The sequence below is a fragment of the Methylomonas fluvii genome (genome assembly GCF_014850975.1).
GTDB classification, from domain to species: Bacteria; Pseudomonadota; Gammaproteobacteria; order Methylococcales; family Methylomonadaceae; genus Methylomonas; species Methylomonas fluvii.
Genome location: NZ_JACXST010000001.1, coordinates 313,282 through 339,052 on the forward strand (window position 1 = coordinate 313,282; position 25,771 = coordinate 339,052).

Annotated in this window: 24 protein-coding genes; 20 read left to right on the forward strand and 4 right to left on the reverse strand. The window is 51.9% G+C overall.

Going from position 1 to position 25,771, the window contains the following annotated elements:
* Window positions 1–82 precede the first annotated feature (82 nt).
* The gene (locus EBB_RS01500; RefSeq protein WP_229427520.1) at window positions 83–1,432 is read right to left on the reverse strand and encodes an AmpG family muropeptide MFS transporter; all 1,350 of its coding nucleotides are present in this window, start codon (window positions 1,430–1,432) and stop codon (window positions 83–85) included.
* A gap of 43 nt (window positions 1,433–1,475) precedes the next feature.
* Complete coding sequence (gene nhaD / locus EBB_RS01505; RefSeq protein ID WP_225587310.1) at window positions 1,476–2,783, reverse strand: sodium:proton antiporter NhaD; 1,308 nt, start codon at window positions 2,781–2,783, stop codon at window positions 1,476–1,478.
* A gap of 212 nt (window positions 2,784–2,995) precedes the next feature.
* On the opposite strand from nhaD, the gene EBB_RS01510 reads away from it, so the two are divergent.
* Together EBB_RS01510 and EBB_RS01515 are read left to right on the forward strand one after the other, a co-directional pair.
* A complete protein-coding gene (locus tag EBB_RS01510; protein ID WP_192392155.1) occupies window positions 2,996–4,648 on the forward strand; it encodes a nitrite/sulfite reductase in 1,653 nt (550 codons plus the stop codon).
* Window positions 4,635–5,090: a DUF934 domain-containing protein gene (locus EBB_RS01515; RefSeq protein WP_192392156.1), complete on the forward strand. Its 456-nt coding sequence runs from the start codon at window positions 4,635–4,637 to the stop codon at window positions 5,088–5,090. The genes EBB_RS01510 and EBB_RS01515 overlap by 14 nt, the downstream gene beginning before the upstream one ends.
* Before the next feature lie 110 nt (window positions 5,091–5,200).
* Here EBB_RS01515 and EBB_RS01520 read toward each other — a convergent pair whose 3' ends face one another.
* Complete coding sequence (locus EBB_RS01520) at window positions 5,201–6,565, reverse strand: S41 family peptidase (protein WP_192392157.1); 1,365 nt, start codon at window positions 6,563–6,565, stop codon at window positions 5,201–5,203.
* A gap of 37 nt (window positions 6,566–6,602) precedes the next feature.
* Window positions 6,603–7,835, reverse strand: a complete 1,233-nt coding sequence (locus EBB_RS01525; protein ID WP_192392158.1) for a murein hydrolase activator EnvC family protein — start codon at window positions 7,833–7,835, stop codon at window positions 6,603–6,605.
* Window positions 7,836–8,204: 369 nt separating this feature from the next.
* Between EBB_RS01525 and EBB_RS01530 the strand changes: the two genes are divergently transcribed.
* The 18 genes from EBB_RS01530 (at window position 8,205) to EBB_RS01615 (ending at window position 25,768) form a co-directional block, all read left to right on the forward strand.
* Window positions 8,205–8,516 carry an ArsR/SmtB family transcription factor gene (locus tag EBB_RS01530; RefSeq protein WP_064036555.1) on the forward strand — a complete coding sequence of 104 codons (312 nt, stop codon included), beginning with the start codon at window positions 8,205–8,207 and terminating at the stop codon, window positions 8,514–8,516.
* Between the two features lie 179 nt (window positions 8,517–8,695).
* On the forward strand, window positions 8,696–8,986 hold the full coding sequence (locus EBB_RS01535; RefSeq protein WP_306789981.1) for a rhodanese-like domain-containing protein: 291 nt from the start codon (window positions 8,696–8,698) through the stop codon (window positions 8,984–8,986).
* A gap of 33 nt (window positions 8,987–9,019) precedes the next feature.
* Entirely contained in the window at window positions 9,020–9,493 is a 474-nt protein-coding gene (secB, locus tag EBB_RS01540; protein ID WP_192392160.1) for a protein-export chaperone SecB, read from the forward strand.
* A 5-nt stretch (window positions 9,494–9,498) separates the two neighbouring features.
* Window positions 9,499–10,500 (forward strand): NAD(P)H-dependent glycerol-3-phosphate dehydrogenase, encoded by a 1,002-nt coding sequence (locus EBB_RS01545; protein ID WP_192392161.1) that lies wholly within the window; start codon window positions 9,499–9,501, stop codon window positions 10,498–10,500.
* Between the two features lie 392 nt (window positions 10,501–10,892).
* Window positions 10,893–11,360 carry a division/cell wall cluster transcriptional repressor MraZ gene (mraZ, locus tag EBB_RS01550; protein WP_026147052.1) on the forward strand — a complete coding sequence of 156 codons (468 nt, stop codon included), beginning with the start codon at window positions 10,893–10,895 and terminating at the stop codon, window positions 11,358–11,360.
* A 5-nt stretch (window positions 11,361–11,365) separates the two neighbouring features.
* Window positions 11,366–12,295: a 16S rRNA (cytosine(1402)-N(4))-methyltransferase RsmH gene (gene rsmH, locus EBB_RS01555; protein ID WP_192392162.1), complete on the forward strand. Its 930-nt coding sequence runs from the start codon at window positions 11,366–11,368 to the stop codon at window positions 12,293–12,295.
* The gene (ftsL, locus tag EBB_RS01560) at window positions 12,295–12,567 is read left to right on the forward strand and encodes a cell division protein FtsL (RefSeq protein ID WP_020483757.1); all 273 of its coding nucleotides are present in this window, start codon (window positions 12,295–12,297) and stop codon (window positions 12,565–12,567) included. Before rsmH ends, ftsL begins: the two co-directional genes overlap by 1 nt.
* Window positions 12,568–14,295: a peptidoglycan D,D-transpeptidase FtsI family protein gene (locus tag EBB_RS01565; protein WP_192392163.1), complete on the forward strand. Its 1,728-nt coding sequence runs from the start codon at window positions 12,568–12,570 to the stop codon at window positions 14,293–14,295.
* Window positions 14,292–15,752, forward strand: coding sequence for a UDP-N-acetylmuramoyl-L-alanyl-D-glutamate--2,6-diaminopimelate ligase (locus EBB_RS01570; protein WP_192392164.1), 1,461 nt, complete (start codon window positions 14,292–14,294; stop codon window positions 15,750–15,752). Before EBB_RS01565 ends, EBB_RS01570 begins: the two co-directional genes overlap by 4 nt.
* Window positions 15,749–17,113, forward strand: coding sequence for a UDP-N-acetylmuramoyl-tripeptide--D-alanyl-D-alanine ligase (locus EBB_RS01575; RefSeq protein ID WP_192392165.1), 1,365 nt, complete (start codon window positions 15,749–15,751; stop codon window positions 17,111–17,113). Before EBB_RS01570 ends, EBB_RS01575 begins: the two co-directional genes overlap by 4 nt.
* Window positions 17,113–18,195 (forward strand): phospho-N-acetylmuramoyl-pentapeptide-transferase, encoded by a 1,083-nt coding sequence (mraY, locus tag EBB_RS01580; RefSeq protein ID WP_192392166.1) that lies wholly within the window; start codon window positions 17,113–17,115, stop codon window positions 18,193–18,195. The genes EBB_RS01575 and mraY overlap by 1 nt, the downstream gene beginning before the upstream one ends.
* Before the next feature lie 2 nt (window positions 18,196–18,197).
* A complete protein-coding gene (murD, locus tag EBB_RS01585) occupies window positions 18,198–19,568 on the forward strand; it encodes a UDP-N-acetylmuramoyl-L-alanine--D-glutamate ligase (protein WP_192392167.1) in 1,371 nt (456 codons plus the stop codon).
* Window positions 19,562–20,728 carry a putative lipid II flippase FtsW gene (gene ftsW, locus EBB_RS01590; protein ID WP_192392168.1) on the forward strand — a complete coding sequence of 389 codons (1,167 nt, stop codon included), beginning with the start codon at window positions 19,562–19,564 and terminating at the stop codon, window positions 20,726–20,728. The genes murD and ftsW overlap by 7 nt, the downstream gene beginning before the upstream one ends.
* Window positions 20,725–21,789: an undecaprenyldiphospho-muramoylpentapeptide beta-N-acetylglucosaminyltransferase gene (gene murG / locus EBB_RS01595; RefSeq protein WP_192392169.1), complete on the forward strand. Its 1,065-nt coding sequence runs from the start codon at window positions 20,725–20,727 to the stop codon at window positions 21,787–21,789. Before ftsW ends, murG begins: the two co-directional genes overlap by 4 nt.
* A complete protein-coding gene (gene murC / locus EBB_RS01600) occupies window positions 21,786–23,213 on the forward strand; it encodes a UDP-N-acetylmuramate--L-alanine ligase (protein ID WP_192392170.1) in 1,428 nt (475 codons plus the stop codon). The genes murG and murC overlap by 4 nt, the downstream gene beginning before the upstream one ends.
* Window positions 23,213–24,091: a UDP-N-acetylmuramate dehydrogenase gene (gene murB / locus EBB_RS01605; protein WP_192392171.1), complete on the forward strand. Its 879-nt coding sequence runs from the start codon at window positions 23,213–23,215 to the stop codon at window positions 24,089–24,091. The genes murC and murB overlap by 1 nt, the downstream gene beginning before the upstream one ends.
* On the forward strand, window positions 24,088–25,038 hold the full coding sequence (locus EBB_RS01610; protein ID WP_192392172.1) for a D-alanine--D-alanine ligase: 951 nt from the start codon (window positions 24,088–24,090) through the stop codon (window positions 25,036–25,038). The genes murB and EBB_RS01610 overlap by 4 nt, the downstream gene beginning before the upstream one ends.
* Window positions 25,025–25,768, forward strand: coding sequence for a cell division protein FtsQ/DivIB (locus EBB_RS01615; RefSeq protein WP_192392173.1), 744 nt, complete (start codon window positions 25,025–25,027; stop codon window positions 25,766–25,768). Before EBB_RS01610 ends, EBB_RS01615 begins: the two co-directional genes overlap by 14 nt.
* Window positions 25,769–25,771 lie beyond the last annotated feature (3 nt).

The following is a 25,771-nucleotide window of genomic DNA, read 5'->3' on the forward strand; positions in this document are numbered from 1 at the left end:
GGGCTACATACTTGATAGAGAACTGCTTATGATACGATTTCAGCAAGCAATCTGCAACACAAAAACGGCTTTAAGCACTAAGCTAGCGCTCACGGGCATCGCTACCGATTCCAGACCGCATTAATAACATTACCAGAATCAACGCAGGCAGCCCGATAACCGCTGAATAAGTAAAGAAGGCATAATAGCCATAGTCAGCAACTATATCCCCTGAAAATCCGCCAATCAACTTTGCCGGCAAGGTCATTAGCGAACTAAACAATGCGTACTGAGTGGCGGTATATGCAGAATTGGTGAGACTAGACAAATAAGCAATAAACGCTGCGGAGGCTATGCCACCACTAAGATTATCGGCACTAATGACGCCAGCCAGCAACATAATATCCGGCCGAACTGTCGCTAAAGCTGCAAACAATAGATTGGTCGCCGCGACAATGACAGCGCCTAGTAACAGGGGCCGCATAATACCAAAGCGAACCACCAGAACGCCGCCTAGCGAAGTACCGATAATTGTCATGAAAAAGCCGAAAATCTTACTGACATCGGCAATATCTTTTTTACTGAAGCCCAGTTCTAAATAAAACGGGTTAGCCATCACACCCATCGCAATATCGCTCATTTTATAAACGGCGATCAGCGCTAAAATCCAGACACCGGCCTTACCGTTGCGCTGAAAAAACTCGACAAATGGACTTACCACCGCATCCGAAAACCATGCCACTAAACGCGCTAGGCAGCTAGAATCCTGCGTAACACCCAAGGCTGTCTCTATTCTTTCTTCAAGCTGCCTGACCCGAGAGTCGACGGCATGCTCTGGCTCAGAAACCAGTAATGTCGCCGCTACGCCGACCAACATCGCAGCGGCCATTGCCTCATAAGCCAGATGCCAACTTTGATATTCGGCAATGTAAAAGACCCCCGCCCCCGCAACCAGCAAAGACAAGCGGTAACCGAAGACATACGTCGCCGCCATCGCCCCCTGGTACTGCGGCGCGACGGCTTCGATCCGATAGGCATCAATCGCAACATCTTGAGTAGCAGAGCAAAACGCCACCCATGTCGCCAACCAAGCTAACTCTTGCAAGTGATTGACCGGCTCCAACTCGCTCATCCCCAATAGCCCTATCCCGACACCGAGTTGCGCGAATAACATCCAGCTTCGCCTTTTTCCCAACAAGCGGTCGAACAAAGGTAGAGGCAATCTGTCGACAACCGGCGCCCAAAACACCTTGATTGAGTAAGCCGCACCAACGAGACTGAAATAACCGATAACGGATAAAGAGACCTGCGTATCAGCCAGCCAGGCCGACAAGGTCGTTGACACCAGAGAGAAAGGAAGTCCGGCGGAAAAGCCGAGGAAAATCATACTCAGCACCCTGCGCTGAGTATAAATAGAGAAAGCGCTACGCCAACTATTGACAGTCTTTGTCACGCGCTTTCCCTAGTTTTATTGCAGTTTTATCAAAATCGACGAATTAACCGTTGATCAGATAGTGGGTAACGATACTCGCCGCATAGCCTGCAGCGATAACCGGCGTCCATTTCAAGTGACTGAAGAAGGTGTATTTGTGATTGGATTGCCCCATCAACGCTACACCTGCCGCAGAACCCACCGAGAACAATGAACCACCCACACCGGCAGTCAATGTCACCAACAGCCATTGATACAAATCCATATCCAGATTCATATTCAGTACCGCGAACATCACAGGAATGTTGTCAACTATTGCTGAAATAATACCGACCAGGATGTTGGCAGTGGTTTGACCCAAGCCGTCGTACATCGCGCCGGACAACAATTCCAGGTAACCGATATAACCTAAACCACCTACCGCGAAGACCACACCAAAGAAGAACAGCAAGGTATCCCATTCAGCTTCCTTTACGCGATCAAATACATCAAGATGCACCGCATCAGCCGATGCGAAGCGCATCTTTATGTAGTAGATAAACAACATCAATATGGACAACCCTGCCATCATGCCCATGAACGGTGGCAAATGCAGAAATTGTTTGAAGCTAACCGCCAAACCGATGGTAACGCCAAACAAACCGCAAACCACCCAGCCACCGGGCTTCAATTCCACAGCCGCCTCGTTGGTTGCTTTCGGCTGACCACTTGGAATCGCTTGCGCCATGAAGAAGGCTGGCACGACGAAATTGACGACAGAGGGAATGAACAACTTGAAGAAATCGAAGAACTCAGCATAACCCGCTTGCCATACCATCAAGGTAGTGATGTCACCGAACGGGCAAAACGCGCCACCGGCGTTTGCCGCAATCACTAGGTTCACGAAACCGATTGAGACGAATTTCTCATTATCCGCGCCCACGGCCATCACCACGGCACCAACCAACAGCGCAGAAGTCAGATTGTCCGCTACGGACGACAGGAAAAAGGTAATGATGCCGGTGATCCAGAACAATTGCTTGTAGCCAAATTGTTTACGAATCAACCACGAGCGCAGTGCTTCAAACACATTACGTTCCGCCATAGTGTTGATATAGGTCATTGCCACCAGCAAAAACAACATTAATTCGGCATATTCTTTTAGATCGTGCTCAAAAGCCTTATGCAGCTCTTCACCGGAAACACCGGCTTCCTGAGCCAATATCGCCACATGCCCCCAAATGACGGCCGCGGCAAAAATAACCGGCTTGGATTTACGCAAATGCGTAAATTCTTCTGCCATCACAAATCCATAGGCCACCAAAAAGATCAGAACGGTATAAATGCCCCGCTCGGTTCCGGTTAAGCCGAGATTGTGAAACTCTTCAGCCATGGCGATTTCCGGCAAAAACAGCAAGCCGGCCAAAATTAACAGTAAGCGCAACAAGATAGCCCCCTTTATCCTCTATGTTTTAGTCATTATTGAAAGCGGAAAAAACTAACCGGGCATGTTATCACCATACAATATTCTTTGTCATTTAATCCCGGCCAGTATATTATTCAGATACCTAGCAAAATAGTATGTAAACTAAGCATCGCCTTTAAATGTATCAATATAACAAGCAAGATCAAACACTTATCGAAGAGCGCGTTAATGAGTTTCGCGGTCAAACCCAACGCTTTTTAAGCGGCGAACTCGGCCCCGACCAATTTAGAGCCTTGCGGCTGATGAATGGATTGTATGTGCAAACTCATGCACCCATGCTCCGTGTCGCAGTACCTTACGGACTACTGTCATCCAAGCAATTGCGCAAGCTGGCGTCGGTAGCCCGCGACTATGATCGCGGCTATTGCCATTTCACCACCCGCCAAAACGTGCAATACAACTGGCCGGAACTTAGTCGAGTACCTGACCTGCTTGCCGAACTGGCGACGGTGCAAATGCACGCCATTCAAACCAGCGGCAATTGCCTGAGAAATACAACCTCAGACCCCTTAGCGGGCATTTGCAAAGACGAGATCGAAGATCCGCGTCCCTACTGCGAAATTATTAGACAGTGGACGACACTGCATCCGGAATTTGCTTATCTGCCGCGCAAATTCAAGATTGCCGTCAGCGGCGCGACGCATGACCGCGCCGCCGTGCAATTCCACGACATTGGCGTCTATTTGGTTAAAAACGAAGCTGGCGAAATCGGCTTCAGAGTTCTGGCGGGCGGCGGCCTGGGTAGAACCCCCATCATTGGTCAAACCGTTAGACTTTTTCTGGAAAAACAACATCTATTATCGTATTTGGAAGCGATCTTACGGGTCTACAACCTATTCGGCAGACGCGACAACAAATATAAAGCCCGCATCAAAATCCTGGTCAAGGAGACCGGATTGGAGAAATTTACCGCCATGGTCGAAAGGGAATGGCTGCGCATTAAGGAAGATATGATTCTGAGCAATGAACGGATTGAGGAAATCAAAGCACAGTTTTTACCACCCGCTTACGACCCCAGCGCCGCCATTGACAACACCCTGACAGCGCAGTTGGCCGGCAACAGCGATTTTACGAAGTGGTTTAAATACAATACCGTCGAACACAAAATTGCCGGCTATCGCGGTGTTTACGTTTCGCTAAAAGCCCCGGACTCTCCTCCAGGCGACATGACTGATAAACAGCTTGAAGCGGTAGCCGATTTGGCTGATCAATATAGCTTTGGCGAAATTAGAAGCACTCATAGACAGAACTTGGTCTTGGCTGACGTGAAACAAGCCGACCTATTTACAGTATGGCAGCAACTAAACGCCATCAAATTGGCTACGCCCAACATCGGCACCGTCACCGACATGATCTGTTGCCCGGGCCTGGATTTTTGCTCGCTGGCCAATGCCGGCTCTATCGGCGTAGCAAAGGAACTCAACGAAGCATTGGATGATTTGGATTACATCCACGACATCGGCGAGATCAAAATCAACATGTCCGGCTGCATGAACGGCTGCGCCCATCAAAGCGTTGGCCATATCGGCATCCTCGGTGTGGATAAGCATGGTGAAGAGTGGTATCAAATCACCTTGGGCGGCTCTTCTGAAAACGAAGCAGCAATAGGCGAGCGCCTGGGGCCATCAGTTCCCAAAGACCAAATCACCTCGACCATCACAACGATATTAGACGTTTACATCAAGCAACGCCTTGAAGACGAAGCATTCTTAGAGACCGTAAAACGCGTTGGCCTGGAACCATTTAAAGAAAGAGTTTATGCAAATCATTAAAGATCGACAGTTGGTAGAAAACACCTGGACTTTTATTGCCGACGACACTCCGTTACCAGAAAATGGCGACATTACAGTCACATTAGCGCGTTGGCTGGCAGATAAAGAACAACTAGTCAAACGCTCCAGCCAAACCGGTGTACGCCTCATCCCCAGCGATCAAATTGAATCGCTGACTGACGACTTAAGCAAAATTGGTGTAATAGAGCTTAATTTTCCGATATTCGGCGATGGCAGACTTTTTTCGCAAGCACGCTTGTTAAGGAGCCGCGACGGTTATCAAGGGGAAATTAGAGCCGTTGGCGATTATTTGCCTGACCAAGTTTTTTATTTGGCGCGCGTGGGCGTTAATGCGTTTGAGTTTTCCGATCCAAACCATATCCAAGAGGCTCTGGCGGCCATGAACAATTTCTCGGTACGCTATCAAGCATCGACAAACTAAGCCAAAATCAGCGAGTTGTCTTAAGTACCTGACAAGAAGTAAAAGCCACACAATAAAAAACCCGCTTGACGAATATCGTCAAGCGGGTTTTTCTTTGCCCTATATCTGGACTACTTTTTCATAATGCTGATACCTTTCAGCAGATTCAACGCTTCATGCAAAGGATAGTCGCGAATTTCCGCTTCTGAAGATTCGTTGGTATCGCCATCTTTTTCAGACGGGTCTTTCGCATCATCTTTATCCTCTTCTTCGGATTTTTTCTCCGGCTTCGCGTTACCGTTAGTCAAGTGGTGCGTCAGATCGGCTTCTTTAATCGACTCGATCTTGGCTTTTTCCAATGATTCCAGCTTAACTCTCGCCAAAGTCACATCAGGCTCGATGCCCTGCGCCTGAATTGAGCGACCGGATGGCGTGAAGTAACGGGCTGTGGTCAACTTCACCGCCGCGCCATTACTGGTCGGCAGAATGGTTTGCACCGAACCCTTCCCGAAAGACTTTTCGCCCATAATGATGGCTCGTTTATGATCCTGCAACGCACCGGCAACAATTTCCGATGCCGATGCCGATCCGCCATTAATCAACACCACAATCGGCGCACCATTAATAATGTCATCCGGCGTTGCACTAAAACGCATTTCTGAGTTTTTGATTCTGCCTTCGGTGTAAACGATCAAACCGGACTCGATAAACGCATCACTGACATCAACAGCAGCATTCAATACACCGCCAGGGTTGTTACGCAAATCCAACACGATACCTTTCAACGGGCCTTCGTTTTCTTTTTTCAGCTCGTCGACCGCATCCAACAAACCCTGCCCTGTACCGGATTGAAAACTACTGATCCTCAAGTAACCGTAATTTTTTTCCAACAGTTTGTTTTTAACACTTTTGACTTTGATGATGTCGCGGGTCAATGTAAATTTAAGCGGCGCTTCTTCGCCTTCCCGAACAACAGTCAATACGATGTCGCTACCCGGCTCGCCACGCATAATTTTTACTGCATCGGCCAGTGTCATGCCTTTAACCGGCTTGTCGTCCAGTCGCACGATCAAATCGCCCGCCTTGATACCGGCGCGCTGAGCAGGCGTATCATCAATCGGCGAAACGACTTTAACAAAACCATTTTCCATACCCACCTCAATTCCCAAACCGCCGAACTGACCAGTGGTGCCTTCTTGCAACTCTTTGTATTCTTCGCTAGCCAGATAAGCCGAGTGCGGATCAAGGCCTGACAACATCCCGCGAATCGCATCTTCTAACAGTTTTTTGTCAGATACAGGCTCGACATAATCCTGTTTAATACGCCCGAATATCTCGGTAAATGTCCGCAACTCATCGAACGGCAAAGCCTGTAAATCATCGACCTTGGTCGAAACCGGCGCTTCCTTTTCCGCCAGCACACTACTGCACAAGCTCAGCGTCGCACCCAAAATAAACCCGACCAATAAAATCAATATATTTCTGTTTTTTAGCATGTGTTCTAAAACTCCAACAACCTGTTCCTGTAAATGATTAACCCTTGCCCGGCTTACGGCACCATTGCTCGGGATCTATGGGCCGACCTTGTTTCCTGATGCCGAAGTACAATGCCGCATCAGCACGCCCCCCGCTACGCCCAACCGAAGCCAGTGTTTCACCGGCTCTAACATGCTCCCCCACGCTTTTATGCAAACTTTGATTGAATGCATACAAACTCATATAACCCTTACCGTGATCGACAATGATCATCAAACCATAACCCCGCAACCAATCGGCGTATACCACTCTCCCGGCATTAACTGCATGAATATCGGCACCTTCGCGAGCGCTAATCACCACGCCGTCCCAGGTTGTTTCGTAACGGCGACTACCGAAACGATCCGTTATCGCCCCTTGCACCGGCCAAGGCAGCTTTCCTTGCAACTCGGAAAAAGAAAGACCCGCCGGTTCGCGAACAGGATTAGCTTCGGATTTTTTTGGCGGCTCGGGTTGTTCAGCAGGCTTTTCGTGCTTATCAAGCACACTCTCCGGCTCAACCGCGGGTTCATTATCATCAGTTTTCTGCAATGACGCTACCAAGGCTTGCAATTTTTTCTCGTCATGCATTAAGCCAGCCAGCTGGACGCTTTTCGATGCATAGTCTTGCTGAATGCCGGCAAGCAAGGCTTCTCGCTGCTTTTTCAGCGTCTGCATCGCCTCGGTTTCTTGTTGTTTCTTGTCGAGAGACACTTGCAATAACTGAGTTTCCGTGTCTTTTTGGGCTTCCAACTGCCGCAAAACATTGAAATCCTCAGCCATGGCCTGAAGCTTTTCTAAGCGGGCCTTACTGATGTAATCGTAGTAAACCAACATGCGACTCGATACCGCCGGATTACGTTGGTTAAGGATAACTTTCAAACCTTCCTTATCGCCGCCCATCGCATAAACCGACTTAATCAGCCCCTCAAGCTCTTTCTCCTGACTACGCATGTCCTTTTGCGTGGCAACGCTTTTATTCCGAACCTCCTGCAATGCCTGTTCTTGCTGCCTGATTTCAGCCTTAATAGCTCGCAGACTATTCGCAAGATCGCCGTATTGCCGCTCCAGTTTTTGCAACTGCTCTAATAACCGAGACTTTTCAGCCCCCAGGCTTCTGACGTCATCGCCAACTTGCTGAATTTGCGATTGCACTTCTACCAAGCTGCGGGCTTTTACGGGATCGCCCTTAGCCGGCAATGCCCAGGCAATGGCAATCCAAGCAATCAAAAAATATTGGTAAACACGCATCAACTAGGCTACCAGCAATAACCGTCCAATCATTTCCGCGGGGAGCAGCGATAACGGTTTTGCTAGACTGACCATTTATTACAGACTCCAAACATTAGTTTTGCGGGCGTTAAGGCAGATAAAATTTGGCCTAGTCAAAAAACGAGCCAACCCAAGCAGCTCCGAGCTATTTTCCTAAGCCTCTAGCCGAGGGTATTGAACAATAAAGCCCACTCTGTTAGATTTGCTCACCTTTTATTGCGTTAGCGCAAGCAATTAAACCCACTTGCACCATAGCGACATTATACCAGCACAAGGATGTCGTCATAGTTCGAAAAGTGCCATTGTTCGCTCACTGTTCTTAACTTTTGCCACGATCATCGTTATTAAATGGAAGACAAAAACGATACCATCCTCTACGACGACAACGATATTAATCGGGCCGCGCGCTGCTTGAAAGCAATGTCTCATCCATTGCGCCTGAAAATCCTGTGCGTACTGGGCAATAACTCGATCAGTGTACAAGACATCGTTGAGCAAGTTGGCACCAGTCAAAGCAATATTTCCCAGCACTTGGCAATACTGCGAGACAAGGGCATTCTCGATTACAAAAAAGAAGCCAATCGGGTTTACTACTTTATCGACGATGAGCGCGTAATACACCTGATTCAAATGATGCGCAGCGTTTTTTGCGGCACGTAAAGAGCATTCAATAACCACTAAAATAAACCAACGCGATGGACCAATATATAGAATTTGCCACCAACCACTATTTGCTAGCATTCTCGCTGGTATGCGTAATCTTTTTGCTAATCCAGGATTTGCTCGCGAACTCGTTTAATAAGTACGAAAGCATTTCTCCGTTGATAGCAGTCACCAAAATGAACAGTGACGATGTCGTTGTGCTTGATGTGCGAGAAACCAACGAGTTTGTCAAAAGCCACATCGAAAACGCGATCAACATTCCCTTGGGCAAAGTAGAAGAACAACTTGGCTCTCTGGAAAAGCATAAAAATCATCCTATGATCGTGACCTGCCAGACTGGCGCCCGCTCGGTGGCGGCTTGCAAAACGCTGACCAAAGCCGGATTTGAGCATGTATTTAATATGACGGGCGGCATGCAATCCTGGGAAGATAACAAGCTCCCCATCAAAGTCAGCAGTAAAAACTAAAAATTAATCAACCAACCTTAACAAGTAATCATCATGGCCGAAATCAACGCATCCAGCGAAAAGCAGTTCGCGATTCAAAAGATCTATACCAAAGACATTTCTTTTGAAACCCCCAATGCTCCAAAAATATTCACCCAAAAATGGGAGCCAGCACTGGATCTTAATCTCGGCACGCACGTTCAACACATCGAAAACTCGATATACGAAGTATCCCTGACATTAACTGTCACCGTAAAAATAGCCGATACTACTGCCTATTTAGTTGAAGTGAATCAATCCGGGATTTTTTCTATTGCGGGATTCAGCGAACAGGAAATGGGGCCAATGCTGGGCAGCTTTTGCCCCAACGTCTTGTTCCCTTATGCGAGAGAAGTCATTTCCGATCTTGTCAATAAAGGCGGTTTTCCACAGCTAATCTTGGCACCGGTCAATTTCGATGCACTGTATATGCAGCACTTGCAACAAGCGCAAACCCAACAGGAACCTGAAGCTAAAACTCTAAACTAAGCGGGATGCCACCATCTATCAGTATCCTTGGCGCCGGCTCATGGGGAACCGCTTTAGCGGTACAAGCAGCCAGAAATGGCTGCAATACCCTATTGTGGGGACATAATCCCAAACACATAGCCGCATTAAAGCAAACCGGCGAAAATGCACGCTATTTACCCGGTGTCCATTTTCCGGAAAACCTGCAATTCACCGACAATCTTGCTAAAGCCGTGGGGTTCAGCTCGGTATTGCTTATTTCGGTCCCCAGCCACGCCTTTAGGGACTTATTGGCGCAAATCAAACCCATGCTCAGTGAAAGATCCCTCATCGCGTGGGCCACCAAGGGTTTCGATTCCCAAGACGGCGCCCTGTTAAGCGAGGTGACGGCACAAATACTGGGGGCGAATATCGAATGCGCCGCACTCTCCGGCCCTACATTCGCCCAAGAAGTAGCTGCCGACCTTCCGACCGCGCTCACTATCGCCTCTAACTCGGAAGGCTTCGCCGCCCAACTTAGCGAACGATTGCACAACCAACGATTTAGGATCTACACCAGCAACGATATTATTGGCGTTCAGGTAGGCGGAGCCTGCAAAAATGTTTTGGCAATCGCGGCCGGCATCGCTGACGGCCTTGGCTTTGGCGCCAATACACGGGCCGCGCTAATCACTCGCGGCCTAACGGAAATAATGCGACTCGGCATCAAGCTTGGCGGCCAAGCCGACACTTTTATGGGACTAGCCGGTCTGGGCGACCTGATTTTGACTTGTACCGACAATCAATCCAGAAACCGCCGCTTTGGCTTGGCATTAGGCCAAGGCAAAGACCAAAGATACGCATTAAGCGAAATCAATCAGGAAGTCGAAGGCGTATCCGCCGCTCGAGAAGCGCACCGCCTATCGCAAAAATACAGCGTCGAAATGCCAATTACCGAACAAGTCTACAAGGTTTTATTCGAACAACTCCCACCCAAACAGGCCGTCCAAAACCTGCTGACACGTGATCAAAAGCCGGAAAGTTTGTAATTTTTGTCTGAAATAGCCCAACGATATCAATCCAAGGGCTTTATCACTATTTATCCCAACCCCTCTGATCGCCAATTTTTTGCTCAGCAAAACCAGCCTTATCGCGAACCCCCCCCGCTCACTACAGCAAACCGCGCGCAAAAAGTGAGAATTAGCACTTAATAATTGCAATCCACATCAAAAACCATCATTAACTTTTTGATACAAATCATTTTTACTCGAAACCCTTACATCTACCGCCGAATACGCACCAACCCTGCGTAAGTCCTTGTAGAAAAAGAAAGAATTTAATTTAAATGCCTCTTGACTAAGCACCCGTTGAAAACTATAGTGGTGCAAAAGTGATGTAAAGTGGTCAGAAATGGATTTTTTTGGAATTTTTGAGGTTCATCTTGTTTCGAGGCATAAGTTCAATCAGTTTGGATGCGAAAGGGCGCATTGCAATTCCTACCCGCTATCGGGAGGAGTTACAGGAGTCCTGCGACCGCCAAATGGTTGTGACTGTTGCAGTTGACGACAAATGCGTCGGTGAACCGGGTTGCCTGTGGTTATACCCGTTACCTGAGTGGGAAAAGCTCGAACAAACCATCAGCAAACTGCCGACATTAAACAAAATGGCCGGCAAGCTGCGGCGTTTTGTGATCGGCAATGCCTCGGAATGTGAAATGGATAGCCAAGGACGCCTGCTGCTACCGGAAACCCTCCGAGAGTTTGCCGGCATGGAAAAGCACATCATGCTGGTTGGTCAGCTCAACAAATTTGAAATATGGAACGAAGCAGCCTGGAAGGCCAAAGAACAGGAATGGATGGACGGCAACGACACAGAGGGCCTTGAAGAACTTGGCTCGCTGTCGTTTTGACGGAGATGACCGCCCATCAGACGGTTTTGTACGAAGAGGCCTTAGAGCAGCTCAACATAAAACCGGACGGTATTTATCTGGACTGCACCTTCGGGCGTGGCGGACACAGCAGCGGCATTCTGAAAGCACTGAATAGCGCCGGCAGATTGCTGGCGCTTGACAGAGACATGGATGCGATTGCTAGCAACGAAGCCAAGCGCTTGCTGGAAGACAGCCGCTTTAGTTTGCATCACGCCAGTTTTTTGGAACTGAGCGCCATTATTGAACAACAAGGCTATAAGCGTAAAGTCGACGGCATTCTGATGGACCTGGGCGTATCGTCCCCACAACTAGACAATGCGGAACGCGGCTTCAGTTTTTTGCGTGACGGTCCTTTGGACATGCGCATGGATAGCAATCACGGCCTATCGGCTGCAGAGTATTTGGAGCGAGTCGACGAAAAAGAATTGGTTCGCGTGCTGTTTGAATATGGAGAAGAACGTTTTGCCAGGCGAATTGCCAACGCTGTTATCAGTCAACGCCAGCAGCAGCCGGTGCAGACGACCTTACAGCTGGCAAAACTGATCGAAAACAGCGTGCCGTTTCGCGACAAGCACAAACATCCTGCAACCCGCAGTTTCCAAGCGATCAGGATAGAGATTAACCAAGAACTCGAACAGATTAAAATCGGATTGAAACAAGCCGCGGACGTATTGGCACCGAGCGGACGTTTAGTCGTGATCGCCTTTCACTCGCTGGAAGATCGTATCGTCAAACGCTTCATTCGCGACCAAGCCGGCCCGAAAATCAATCCAGGCAAGCTGCCGATCAAAGAGCAAGACATCGAACAAGGTCAGTTACGCAAAATAGGCAAGTCGATAAGAGCACAACAACAGGAATTGCAACAAAACCCACGCGCACGTAGCGCGGTCATGCGAGTTGGGGAGAAACGTTAATGGCGATTGCAAGAAATATCCTGCTGACATTACTGGTGGCGATGCTGATGATTTCAGGCATTGCCGTGATTTACAGCAAATACCAATCGCGCCTGCTGTTTATCGACATTCAGAAAAAAGAAAAAGAGCTCGACGATTACGAAGTGGAATGGGGCCGATTACAACTCGAATTGACCACGCTGACCGAAGAAAACCGGGTTGAAATCGAAGCAAGAACGCGGCTGATGCTCACTTTGCCGGCCCAAGACAAAATTATTTATATAAAGCCGTAAATGCGAATTGCCTCCGGCGCGGGCACGATACCGCGCCACAATACAGATTTTGTGATCCGCCGCAGAGTGCTGCTGTCGGTAATGTTGTTGGCCATGCTCGGATTGGTTGCGCGCGCGGTTTACCTGCAAATTCTGGATAAAGAATTTCTGCAGGACAAAGGCGATATGCAACACGTCGGCGTGGTCTCGGTATCAGCATATCGCGGGCAGATTAAAGATAGGAATGGCGAACCGCTGGCGATCAGCACCCCGGTACAATCGATTTGGGTCAACCCGCGCCAACTAAGAGATGCGGAACAGGACAAATTGACACCGATGGCGAAAATCCTCGGTTTTCCGGAAAAGGAACTGCGCGCGCTGTTAAAAAAGGAAAAAGACGCCAATAAGCGCTTCGTCTATTTACGCCGGCAGATTAACCCGGATATCGCCGAAAAGGTCAAAGCGCTGGAAATTACTGGCGTGTACTTCGAGCGAGAGTTCAAGCGTTACTATCCGGCTGGCGCGGTATCCGGGCATCTATTGGGTTTTACCAATATCGACGACATTGGCCAGGAAGGCATAGAGCACGGCTACGAACACATTCTGCGCGGCCAGCCCGGCAAAAAGCGCGTGATCAAGGACGGCAAAGGCCAGATCATCAAGGACGTGGAAAATATTGAAGAAGCCATCCCGGGCCGCGACCTGGTATTGACTATCGATGAACGCCTGCAATACCTGGCTTATCGGGAATTGCAGAATGCGATGATCCAGAACAAGGCACATTCGGCATCCTTAGTGGTGTTGGATGCCAAAAACGGCGATGTCTTGGCGACTGTCAGCCAACCGGCTTTCAATCCCAACAACCGTAAGGAATTGAGCAGTAACCGTTATCGCAACCGGGCCATGGTAGACAGTTTCGAGCCAGGCTCGACGGTCAAACCCTTCGTGGTAGCAGCAGCACTGGATGGTGGCTATATCAAGCCGAATGTATTGATAGAAACCCATGGTGTCTATCACTTGGGTCGTAACGTCGTTAAGGACGTGCATAACTACGGCACGATGGATTTGACCCACGTGTTGCAAAAATCCAGCAATATCGCGGTCACGCAAATCGCGATGAGTATGCCGCCGGAGTACTTTTGGGGCGTATACAGCAGACTGGGTTTCGGCACCTCCGCCGGCGTTGGTTTTCCGGGAGAAGCTAGCGGCTCTTTGCTGGATTATCAAGGCTGGCACGAATTCGACCAGGCGATTTTATCGTTCGGTTACGGGGTTTCCACCTCGATTTTACAATTGGCCAGAGCTTATACCGCTTTGGCGGACGACGGCATCATTCATTCCGTGGCTTTACTGAAGCGCGACGAAGATCCTGACGCTCAACGGATTTTCAAACCCGAAACCGCTAGAAAGGTCAGGGAAATGCTGGAACACGTGATCAGCAAAGAAGGTACGGCATACCAAGCCAGAGTCGAAGGTTATCGGGTAGCGGGTAAAACCGGCACCGTGAAAAAAGCCGGAGCGGGCGGTTATAGCGAAGATAAGTATTTATCAGTGTTCGTAGGCATGGCCCCTGCCAGCAATCCGCGCTTCATTATCGCGATCGTGGTGGACGAACCCACCACCGGCCAATATTACGGCGGCCTGGTGGCGGCACCGGCTTTCTCGAAAGTGATGGCGGGCGCACTGCGAGTTTATGGCGTTGAGCCGGACGGCATGGACAACATGCATTTATTGTTGAGCAAACAATGAAGCTAGCCCAATTGCTAAACGGACTGACAGTAAATCCAGCGGATTTGGAGATTCGTGGATTGTGTTTGGACAGCCGAAACATCCAAGCCGGCGATGCTTTTGTAGCATTGAACGGCGCAGCCCAGCATGGCATCGCGCACGCGGAACAGGCCGTTGCCAAGGGCGCGATAGCAGTTATTTACGACCCAGGCGGTGCGGATATAAAGATAGTCGGCACATTAAAAGCCCCTTGTTTGGCGATAACCGGCTTATCCCAAAAACTGGGCGAGATAGCGGCAAAATTTTACGGCAACCCATCGCAACTATTGGCTGTAATCGGTGTGACCGGCACCAACGGCAAAACCACCTGCAGCCAATTAATTGCGCAGGCTTTGCCGGCTTGCGGCGTTATCGGCACGCTGGGCTGGGGCGACGTTGGCAGCTTACAGCCGACCTCCAACACCACGCCGGATGCGCTGGCAGTGCAGCAGATGCTGAGCGAATTTGTAAAACAGAGTAAGCGTAACGCGGCCATGGAAGTATCCTCGCACGGATTGCACCAAGGCCGGGTTAACGGGGTGAGTTTTAAAGGTGCGGTCTTCACCAATTTGAGCCGCGACCATTTGGATTATCACGGCAGCATGGCTAAATACCTGCAAGCCAAACTGACGTTATTTAAAACGCCGGGCCTGCAATTCGCCGTGGTCAATCTGGACGATGCCAACAGCGCCGAGGTATTGCAGAGCCTGCCGGACGCAGTGCAGTGCTGGACCTACAGCGCGACAGGCATGCGCGGGACCGCTAAAGAAGCCGTAAGCGCCGAACAGGTAAAACACAGCGCCGCCGGCATCGAATTCGACGTCATATGGCAAGAGCAAAGACGCCGGGCAAAGACTTCGCTGGTGGGCGGCTTTAACCTGGATAACGTGCTGGCCGTGCTTTGCGTACTGCTGGCAACCGGCAGCGAATTCGACGCGGCGATCACGCAACTGGCGAAATTAACCGCCATTCCCGGCCGCATGGAAAAATTCGGCGGCAACGGCAAGCCGACGATATTTGTGGATTATGCCCACAGTCCTGACGCACTTGAAAAAGTGCTGAAAGCCGTGAAGGGCGCAAACCGACTGCGAGTCGTATTCGGCTGCGGCGGCGACCGCGACAAGGGCAAGCGCCCACAGATGGGCAAGATTGCCGAAACCTGGGCGGATCAAGTCATCGTCACCGACGACAATCCGCGCAGCGAAGCACCCGCAGCGATTATTAAAGACATTTTGAGCGGCTGCCAAAGCCAAAAAATAACGGTAATTAACGATAGAACCACGGCCATAAACACAGTGATACGACAAGCAGACCCAGACGATTGCGTAGTGATAGCCGGCAAGGGCCACGAGAACTATCAAGAAATCGGCGGCGTAAAGCAGCCGTTCAGCGATAGCGCGGTCGTCAAGCAAGCACTGGCGGCCTGGAGCAAGCAATGAAGCTGCAACTTAGCGAAATAGCCCAAGCCGTCAACGGCACGCTAATCGGCGAAGACAGAGAAATCCACGCCACCGGCATCGATACCCGCACCTTACAAGCCGGCGCGCTGTACATCGCAATAAACGGCAAAAATTTCGACGGCCACAGCTTTATCGATAAAGCCGAGCAAGCCGGTGCGGCTGCGCTGTTGCTTGAGCAAGCCGCCGCGTCGCCTTTACCGCAAATCATCGTTGCCGATACCCATTTGGCGTTGGCGGAGCTGGCTGGATACTGGCGCAAAACCTTGTCGGTCAAAGTGGCCGGCGTCACCGGCAGCAACGGCAAAACCACCGTCAAGGAAATGATTGCGGCGATTTTCGCCACCCAAGGCCGCACTCTATCGACGCAAGGCAATCTGAACAACGACATCGGCGTACCGCTGACGCTGTTGAAACTGGATGACTCTCATCGCTACGCAGTCATTGAAATGGGCGCCAACCACCCTGGCGAAATTGCTTATACCAGCCGTTATGCGCAAGCCGATGTCAGCGTCATCACCAATATCGGCGCCGCCCATATCGAAGGTTTCGGCAGCATCGAAGGCGTGGCCAAAACCAAAAGCGAAATCGTCAAAAGCCTCGCTGAAGACGGCGTCGCGGTATTAAATCGCGATGATGCTTTTTACGATTTCTTGCTGACCACGGCCGGCAACCGTCGCAGCGTATCTTTCGGCTTGCACCCCGCAGCCGACGTTACTGCGTTAAATATTGCCACAGCCTTGGACGCACAAGGCTTTAACACCTATTTCGAATTAAAAACGGCGACCGACAGCTTACCAATCCGCCTGCATCTGGCCGGCACCCACAATGTGAAAAACGCTTTGGCCGCAGCGGCAGTAGCACTGCAATTCGGTATCAGCCTGGCAGACATTAAACAGGGCCTGGAACAACTCCAACCGGTCACCGGCCGTATGCAACCCTTATTGGGTCGTAAGGGCAATATCGTCATCGACGACACCTATAACGCTAACCCCAACTCGCTGAAAGCCGCGCTGGACGTGCTGACCGATTGCGGCGGCGAATCTTGGGTGGCCCTGGGCGCTTTCGGCGAGCTCGGCCCGGACAGCCCGGCGATACACCGGGAAATGGGCGAATTAATCAAGGCAAAATCGGTGAAGCGTTTGTTCGCCACTGGCGCGTTGGCACAACATGCCGTTGAAGCCTTTGGCGACGGCGGCCAGTTTTTCGACGATCAGGAACAATTAATAGACACCCTGACAAAAGCCGTTACAGGTAAGGAAACCCTATTAATTAAAGGCTCGCGCGCCCAGAAAATGGAGAACGTGGTGGCGGCGATGGTCAACAATTTCAGAGCAGCCTAATGTTACTTTTACTCGCGGATTATTTAAGCAATATCGACAGCGGCTTCCGGGTGCTGCATTACCTGACCTTTCGCGCGATTTTAGGGGTGCTGACCGCACTCAGTATTTCCTTACTGGTCGGCCCGGCCATGATCGAAAAATTGACTCGCAAAAAAATCGGCCAAAGCGTGCGCGACGACGGCCCACAAAGCCATTTTTCCAAATCGGGCACACCGACGATGGGCGGGGCGATGATTTTGTTCGCCGTAGCGATCAGCACCCTGCTCTGCGCGGATTTGAGCAATCGTTATGTCTGGGTGGTGTTACTGGTGACACTGGCTCACGGCGTGATTGGTTTTATAGACGACTATAAAAAAGTCCTGCTCGGCAATAGCGACGGCTTGTCTGCCCGCGCTAAATATTTCTGGCAGTCCGTGGTGGCGCTAGGCGCCGCCTTATACTTATACAACACAGCGCAAGTAGCGGCGGAAACCCAATTCATCGTGCCGTTTTTCAAGAACGTCACCGTGGACATCGGTTGGGGCTACGTCGTGCTGACCTATTTCGTCATCGTCGGCTCCAGCAACGCGGTCAATCTGACCGACGGCCTGGATGGCCTCGCCATCATGCCGACCGTAATGATCGCCGCCGCTTTGGCGATTTTTGCGTATTTATCCGGCCATGTTAATTTCTCGCAATATCTGGCTATCCCGCACATCCCCAAAGCCGGCGAACTGGTGGTATTTTGCGCAGCCCTGGTCGGCTCGGGGCTGGGCTTTTTGTGGTTTAACACTTATCCGGCCATGGTGTTCATGGGCGACGTGGGCGCGCTAGCCTTGGGCGCCGCATTGGGTATCGTCGCCGTGCTGGTCAGGCAGGAAATCGTGCTGGTGATCATGGGCGGTATTTTCGTGATGGAAACCATTTCAGTGATTATCCAGGTCGCGTCGTTTAAAACCCGTAAAAAACGGGTGTTTTTGATGGCGCCGATTCACCATCATTACGAATTGAAAGGCTGGCCTGAGCCGCGCATCATCGTGCGTTTCTGGATTATCTCGGTCATCCTGGTGCTGATCGGTCTGGCCACTTTGAAACTGAGATAAGCATGAACACCAACGCCCTACTCAGCAATCTGGAAACCCATTTCAACTTAAATCCGGATAGCGCTCGCCTATTGATCGTCGGTTTGGGCGCTACCGGCTATTCGGCTGCACAATTTTTGCAAAAGACCCCGATTAAATTCGCCGTGATCGACAGTCGAAAAAATCCGCCGCTGATCGATAATTTGCGCGAACAAATGCCGGATGTGCCGGTGTTTTCCGGCGGTTTCGACCAATCCGCATTGGATGTCGCCACTCACTTGCTGGTCAGCCCTGGCGTGTCTTTACACGAAGCGGCCATCCAAAAAGCCGTGCAGGCCGGTGTTACCGTACTGAGCGACATCGACTTATTCGCCTGCGCTACCGACAAACCGGTTATCGGGATTACCGGCTCCAACGGCAAAAGCACCGTCACCACCATGTTGGGCGAAATGGCAAACGCCGCCGGCGTCAAAACCGCCATCGGCGGCAATCTCGGCACACCCGCGCTGGATTTGCTACAACAGGACGCCGAACTCTACGTATTGGAACTGTCCAGCTTCCAGCTGGAACGCACCACCGCTTTAAACGCAAAAGTCGCCACGGTATTAAACGTCAGTCCGGATCATCTGGATCGCCATGACGGCATGGCGGGCTATGCGGCGGAAAAACAGCGTGTATTTCGGGGCGACGGCGTAATGATCTTGAATGCCGACGACCCGATGGTCATGGCCATGCGCGATTCGGCCCGACAAACATTGACTTTTTCCACCCAAACTCAAGCCGATTTTTATCTGCGTCGTGGCGAAACCGATACTTTGATGCAAGGCGAGCAAGCCCTGATGGCGGCGAGCAAATTGCGCCTGGAAGGCAGCCATAACATCGCCAATGCGTTAGCGGCGCTTGCCTTAGGTACGGCTGCCGGCCTAAGCATCACCAAAATGTGCGATGCGCTCAGACAATTCAAGGGCTTGCCGCACCGCATGCAAAAAGTCGCGGAAAAAGGCGGCATTAATTGGGTTAACGATTCCAAAGCCACCAACATCGGTGCGTGTATCGCCGCGCTAAACGGCTACGAGCATAAAGTGATTTTAATTGCCGGCGGCGAAACTAAAGGCGCGGACATGAGTGAACTAGTGCCTGCCGTCACCGAAAAAACCAAGGCCGTGGTCCTGATAGGCAAAGATGCGCCATTGATCGCACAGGCTTTGAATCACTGTGTGCCCATCCATTTCGCCGGCAATATGAAAGAAGCGGTCACCATCGCCGCCAGTTTGGCCAGCGAAGGCGACAGCGTCCTGCTGTCACCGGCTTGCGCCAGCCTGGATCAATACCGCAGCTATGTTGACCGCGGCAATAAATTCGCCGAAGCCGTGATGAGCCTGCCCTTATGTTGAAACCGACGCCCAAGCCCCGCGCGCAAAACCGTCTGCACGTCGACCCGGTGTTGATGTTGGCGTGCTTCAGCCTGCTGGGCATCGGTTTTATGCTGGTCACGTCGTCCTCTTTGCATTTGGGCGTAAAAATGGCCGACGACATTTCGCACTATCCCTTCAAGCAGCTGATTCATATCGCTTTTGGCTTGGGCTTTTCCGCGATCATTTTGAACATACCCATGCAAAGCTGGGAAAGAATGGGCCAAACCCTGTTCATCGCCGGCCTGGCCTTGCTGCTAGTGGTATTGATTCCCGGCGTAGGCATCAGGGTTAACGGCAGTATCCGCTGGCTATCGATTCTGGGTTTGCGCATCCAGGTATCGGAAGTCGTGAAATTCATCTCGGTGATTTATATGGCCGGTTACGTCACCCGTCACGCCGACCATGTCCGCCGCTCCGCGTTCGGCTTGGTCAAGCCCTTGATGCTGTTTTCGGTGGCGTGCGTACTGTTACTGCTAGAGCCTGACTTCGGCTCCGCCGTGGTGATTCTGATCATTGCCATGGGCATGATGTTTTTAGGCGGCGCCCGTATTTCTCAATTCATTATTTTATTGGGCCTGGTCGCCGGTTTGGCGGTGATCTTGGTTATTGAATCGCCCTATCGATTGGCGCGGGTAACCAGCTTCATGGACCCGTGGGCCGATGCCAGAGATACCGGCTTTCAGCTCACCCAGGCCTTGATTTCTTTCGGTCGCGGCGAGTTTTTCGGCGTGGGCTTGGGCAACGGCCTGCAAAAACTGTTTTACCTGCCGGAAGCGCATACCGACTTTTTGTTCTCCGTGCTGGGTGAAGAACTCGGCCTGCTCGGCGTGTTGCTGATCATCGGCCTATTCGCCGCCCTGGTCGTTCGCGCCTTTGCGATTGGCGAACAAGCCGAGCAAGCCGGTCTGAAATTTTCTGCCTTGGCCGCTTATGGCTTGGGTATCTGGTTTGGCTTCCAATCCTTCGTGAATATGGGCGTCAACATGGGCATGCTGCCCACCAAAGGTTTAACCCTGCCGCTGATGAGTTACGGCGGCGGCAGTATGATCGTCATGTGCGGCGCGATGGCGGTATTGTTTCGGATTCACTACGAAGTGACCGAGCACAATAAAAGCAATGTGAAGGGTAAACACACATGAGCGGCCGCATCGTCATCATGGCAGGCGGCACCGGCGGACACGTGTTTCCGGCACTAGCGGTTGCCCAGGAAATGCGCGCCCGCGGCTGGCAAGTCAGCTGGCTGGGTACTGAGAAAGGCCTAGAAAGCCGAGTGGTGCCCGCCAACAACATAGACATCGACTGGCTCGCGGTAGCTGGCATGCGCGGCAAGGGCCCGTTCTCCAAACTTGCAGCCGGTTTTAAATTGATTCAAGCCTGTCTGCAGGCGCGGCGCATACTGAAGCAGCGTCAACCCAATGTGGTATTGGGCATGGGCGGCTTTGTGGCCGGACCCGGCGGGCTAATGGCGAAATGGCTGGGCATCCCGCTGGTGATACATGAACAAAACCGGGTACCGGGCACCACCAACCGCTTGTTGGTAAAGCTCGCTGCCAGCAAAGTATTGGAAGCGTTTCCGGACAGCTTCGCCAAGTCGGTGCACGCCGTCTGCACCGGCAATCCATTAAGGGATGCGTTCATTAACCTGCCGGAAAAATCCGAATGGCATCCACAAGCCGGGCGGAATTTAAGGATTTTGATCCTGGGTGGCAGCCAGGGCGCCAAAGTCCTGAACGACACGGTGCCCGAGGCATTGGCCGGGTTGAGCAATCTTGACGTAAAGCACCAGACCGGCAGCGCGATGCAAGCTGAAGTGGCCGAGCGCTACCGCAAGCTGGGACTGAACGCCGAAGCTTTGGCCTTTATCGAGGATATGGCCGGCGCTTACCAATGGGCCGACTTGATCATCTGCCGGGCCGGCGCGATGACCGTCAGCGAGGTCGCCGCCTGCGGTTTGCCGGCGATCTTCGTACCCTTGCTGCACGCCATCGACGATCACCAGTCCGCCAATGCCCAATATTTAACCGAAGCCGGCGCCGCATTGTTGCTGCCGCAACCCGAACTCAACGCGGACAATCTGCGTAAAACCATAGAACAAGCCATGACATCATTAACTTCCATGAGCCGGGCCGCCAAAGCCAAGGCCAGACTCGCCGCCACTCAGACCGTAGCGGATATTTGCGTTGCGAAGGCTGCCGTATGAACCGCCCCAACATCGAAAACCAGGCACTGGGCGACATCGACAAAATCCATTTTGTCGGCATCGGCGGCACCGGCATGAGCGGCATCGCCGAAGTGCTATCCAACTTGGGCTATAGCGTGTCCGGCTCGGATATCAAAGGCTCGGCGGTCACCGACCGTCTGCAAGCCATGGGCGTAAAAGTCTATTTTGGCCACCATGCCGACAATGTGACCGACGTCGATGTGGTCGTCACGTCTACCGCTGTCGATAGAACCAACCCGGAAATCGTTACCGCCTACGAGAACCGTATCCCGGTGATTCCGCGCGCGGAAATGCTGGCGGAACTGATGCGTTTCAGATTTGGCATCGCCGTCGCCGGCACCCACGGCAAAACCACCACCACCAGCCTGACCACCATGATGCTGGCGGAAGGCGGCTTGGACCCTACTTTTGTGATCGGCGGCCGTTTAAACAGCGCCGGGGCCAACGCCAAACTGGGTTTGGGTAAATATTTGGTCGCCGAAGCCGACGAAAGCGATGCATCGTTTCTGTACCTGCAACCGATGATGGCGATTGTCACCAACATCGATCAAGACCACATGGAGACCTATGGCGGCAGCTACAGCAAACTCAAGGACACTTTCCTGAAGTTCCTGCATCAATTGCCGTTCTACGGTTTGGCGGTAATGTGCATCGACGACCCCGGTGTCTGTGCCATTTTGCCGAACATCTCCAAACCGGTGAAAACTTATGGCGTCAATGAAGACGCCGACGTGCGCGCCATCGACATCAAACAGGATGGTTTGCGCACCCATTTCACCGTGCTGCGCTGGGGCGGACAACCGCCGCTGAAAGTCACTCTAAATTTACCCGGCTGGCACAACATGCTGAACGCCTTGGCCGCCACGACCATAGCCACAGCGCTGGGCGTGGATGATGCAGCCATCGTGAAAAGTCTGGCCGAATTCAAAGGCGTGGGCAGACGTTTTCAAATCAATGGCGACGTAGATTTCAACGGAGGCAAATTAACCTTGGTCGACGATTACGGCCACCATCCGCGCGAGCTGGCTGCCACGCTGGAAGCCTTACGTCAAGCTTGGCCGACCCGCCGCAAGGTGGTGGTATTTCAACCGCATCGCTACACCCGCACCCGCGATTTGTTCGAAGATTTCGTCGATGTGCTGTCCAGCGTCGACGTACTGATATTGCTGGATGTGTATTCGGCCGGCGAAGCGCCGATTACCGGTGCCGACGGCAAAGCCTTGAGCCGCTCGATTCGCGTGCGAGGGCAAGTTGACCCGGTATTCGTGCAAAACCGCGAAGATTTGGCGACCATCCTGGCCGGCATCGTCGAAAAAGACGACGTGGTATTGACCATGGGCGCCGGCAACGTCGGCCAAATCGCCGCCGAATTGCCGCAACAATTGGCCGAGGCCCTAAAGTAATGGTGACCAGAGGCACTTTATTAAACAACGAGCCGCTGGCGAAATACACCAGTTGGCGGGTCGGCGGGCCGGCCCAACACCTGTACATCCCGGAAAACAAGGCCGACCTGATCGAATTTATCGCCAGCCTGCCGGCAGGCGAGCCACTGTATTGGATGGGCTTGGGTAGCAATTTATTGGTACGCGACGGCGGCATTCGCGGCACGGTGATCAACACTCGCGGCCGCCTGAAAGAAATGTATCTGGCCGATTCCGAACGGGTTTACGTGGAAGCTGGCGTGCCCTGCGCGCATGTCGCCCGCTTTTGCGCGGATTTGGGCCTGACCGGCGCCGAATTTTTAGCCGGCATCCCCGGCACGATGGGCGGCGCACTGAAAATGAATGCCGGTGCGTTTGGCGGTGAAACCTGGAGCATCGTCGAGAAAGTGGAAATGATTAACCCGCGCGGCGGAGTGATTCAGCGCGATCATCACGAATTTGAAGTGGCCTATCGTTCAGTTAAAGGTCTGGCCGACGAATGGTTTTTGTCAGCCCAATTGAAGTTGAACAAAGGCAACAGCGAAGCCAGCCAACAACACATCAAGGCGCTGTTGGAAAAACGTAACGCCTCGCAACCTACCAACAAGCCGACTTGCGGCTCGGTATTCAAGAACCCGCCCGGCGATTACGCGGCGCGCTTGATCGAAGCCTGCGGCCTGAAAGGCTTTGCCATCGGCGGCGCGGTGGTGTCGGAAAAACACGCCAATTTTATCGAAAATCGCGGCAACGCCAGCTCGGAAGACATAGAAACCTTGATCGAACATATTCAAACCCAAGTACAAACGCAGTTCGGCATCAGTCTGCAAACTGAAGTCTGCCGGGTAGGTGATAAAGCATGAAGCCATTACGCATCAAAAATGCCGCTGATTTCGGCAAAGTCGCCGTGCTGTTGGGCGGCTCCGCTGCCGAGCGCGAAATATCCTTGAACAGCGGCAACGCAGTGTATCAAGCCCTCAAGGCACAAGGCGTCGACGCGGTAGCGATAGACGTAACCGGCAGCCCGATTGAGGCTTTAGCCAATATCAAAGTCGACAGAGTGTTCAACGTCATCCACGGCCGCGGCGGCGAAGACGGCGTGTTGCAAGCGGTGTTGCAAGTGTTGGGTTTGCCCTATACCGGTTCCGGGGTGATGGCGTCGGCATTGAGCATGGACAAATTGCGCACCAAGCTGTGCTGGCAAGGTTTGGGCTTGAGCACTCCACTTTGGTTTGTGCTGAAAAGCACTACCGATATTGACGCCTGCATCGCCAAATTGGGTTTTCCGGTGATCGTCAAACCGGCCCAAGAAGGCTCCAGCATCGGCATGAGCAAAGCCACTAATCGCGACGAATTGACCGCCGCTTTAGAACTCGCCAGCCAGTTTCATTGCGACGTTTATGCCGAGCAATGGGTGCAAGGCCAGGAATACACCGTCGGTGTGCTGGACGGCGAGGCGCTGCCTGCCATCCGTTTGGAAACGCCGAATACCTTTTACGATTTCGACGCCAAGTATCGGGCCAATACCACGCAATACCATTGCCCCTGCGGCTTAAGCGCGGAGCGCGAACAACAATTGCAAGCCTTGGCGGTACAAGCCTGCCAAGCCTTGAACGTAAAAAGCTGGGCGCGGGTGGATGTGTTTATCGACAGCAACGGCCAATCGCAACTGATCGAAGTGAATACCGTACCCGGTATGACCGACCACAGTTTGGTGCCGATGGCGGCGAAAGCGGTCGGCATCAGTTTCGAGGAATTGGTCTGGCGCATTTTGGAAACCAGCATGGCGGGTGCAGGTGAGCCGGTTTAGTGTGATCTTGATGACCGCGCTGTTGATCGGCGGCGGCTGGTGGACTTGGCAGCAATTCGGTGCCAGCGCACTGAGCAGCAAGCCGATCCGCTACGTCAAGATTGAAGGCGCGTTCCAATACACCAGCAAGGATAGGCTGAAAGAAGTATTGGCGCCGCAAATGAAACAGGGCTATTACCAGGCCGACATGAACGCGATTCATCAAGCGATCAAAGCGCTGCCATTGGTGGATAAGGTCGATGTGAAGCGGGTATGGCCGGATGCGGTGCATATCAAAATCACCGAGCAAAAGCCGGTGGTGCGCTGGGGCAAATCGGCGCTGTTGAACAAACAAGGCGATTTGTTGGTGCCGGACAATATCGACGAATTTAAAAATTTACCGCTGATTACCGGCCCGGACGGCCAAGAAAAGAAACTGCTGGAGATCATGAAAGGCGTCTACATCGTGTTGAAGGATAAATCGATGCAGCTTGCGGAATTTCATGTCAACGAACGGCGAGCCTGGCGGATTAAGTTAGCCAGCGGCATGGAAATGCAATTGGGCAGAAAAGCGCCGCTGGAAAATATGCAACGCTTTTTAAGAACCATGGATTTATTGGGCGAGGAACAGCTGGCGCAAATAGCCAGCGTGGATACCCGATACCCAAACGGCTTTGCAGTGACCTGGAAACCGGAAGTCACTAACATCGATTGGAAAGCAATCGTGGAAAAAAATAAAAACCTGATTTAAACG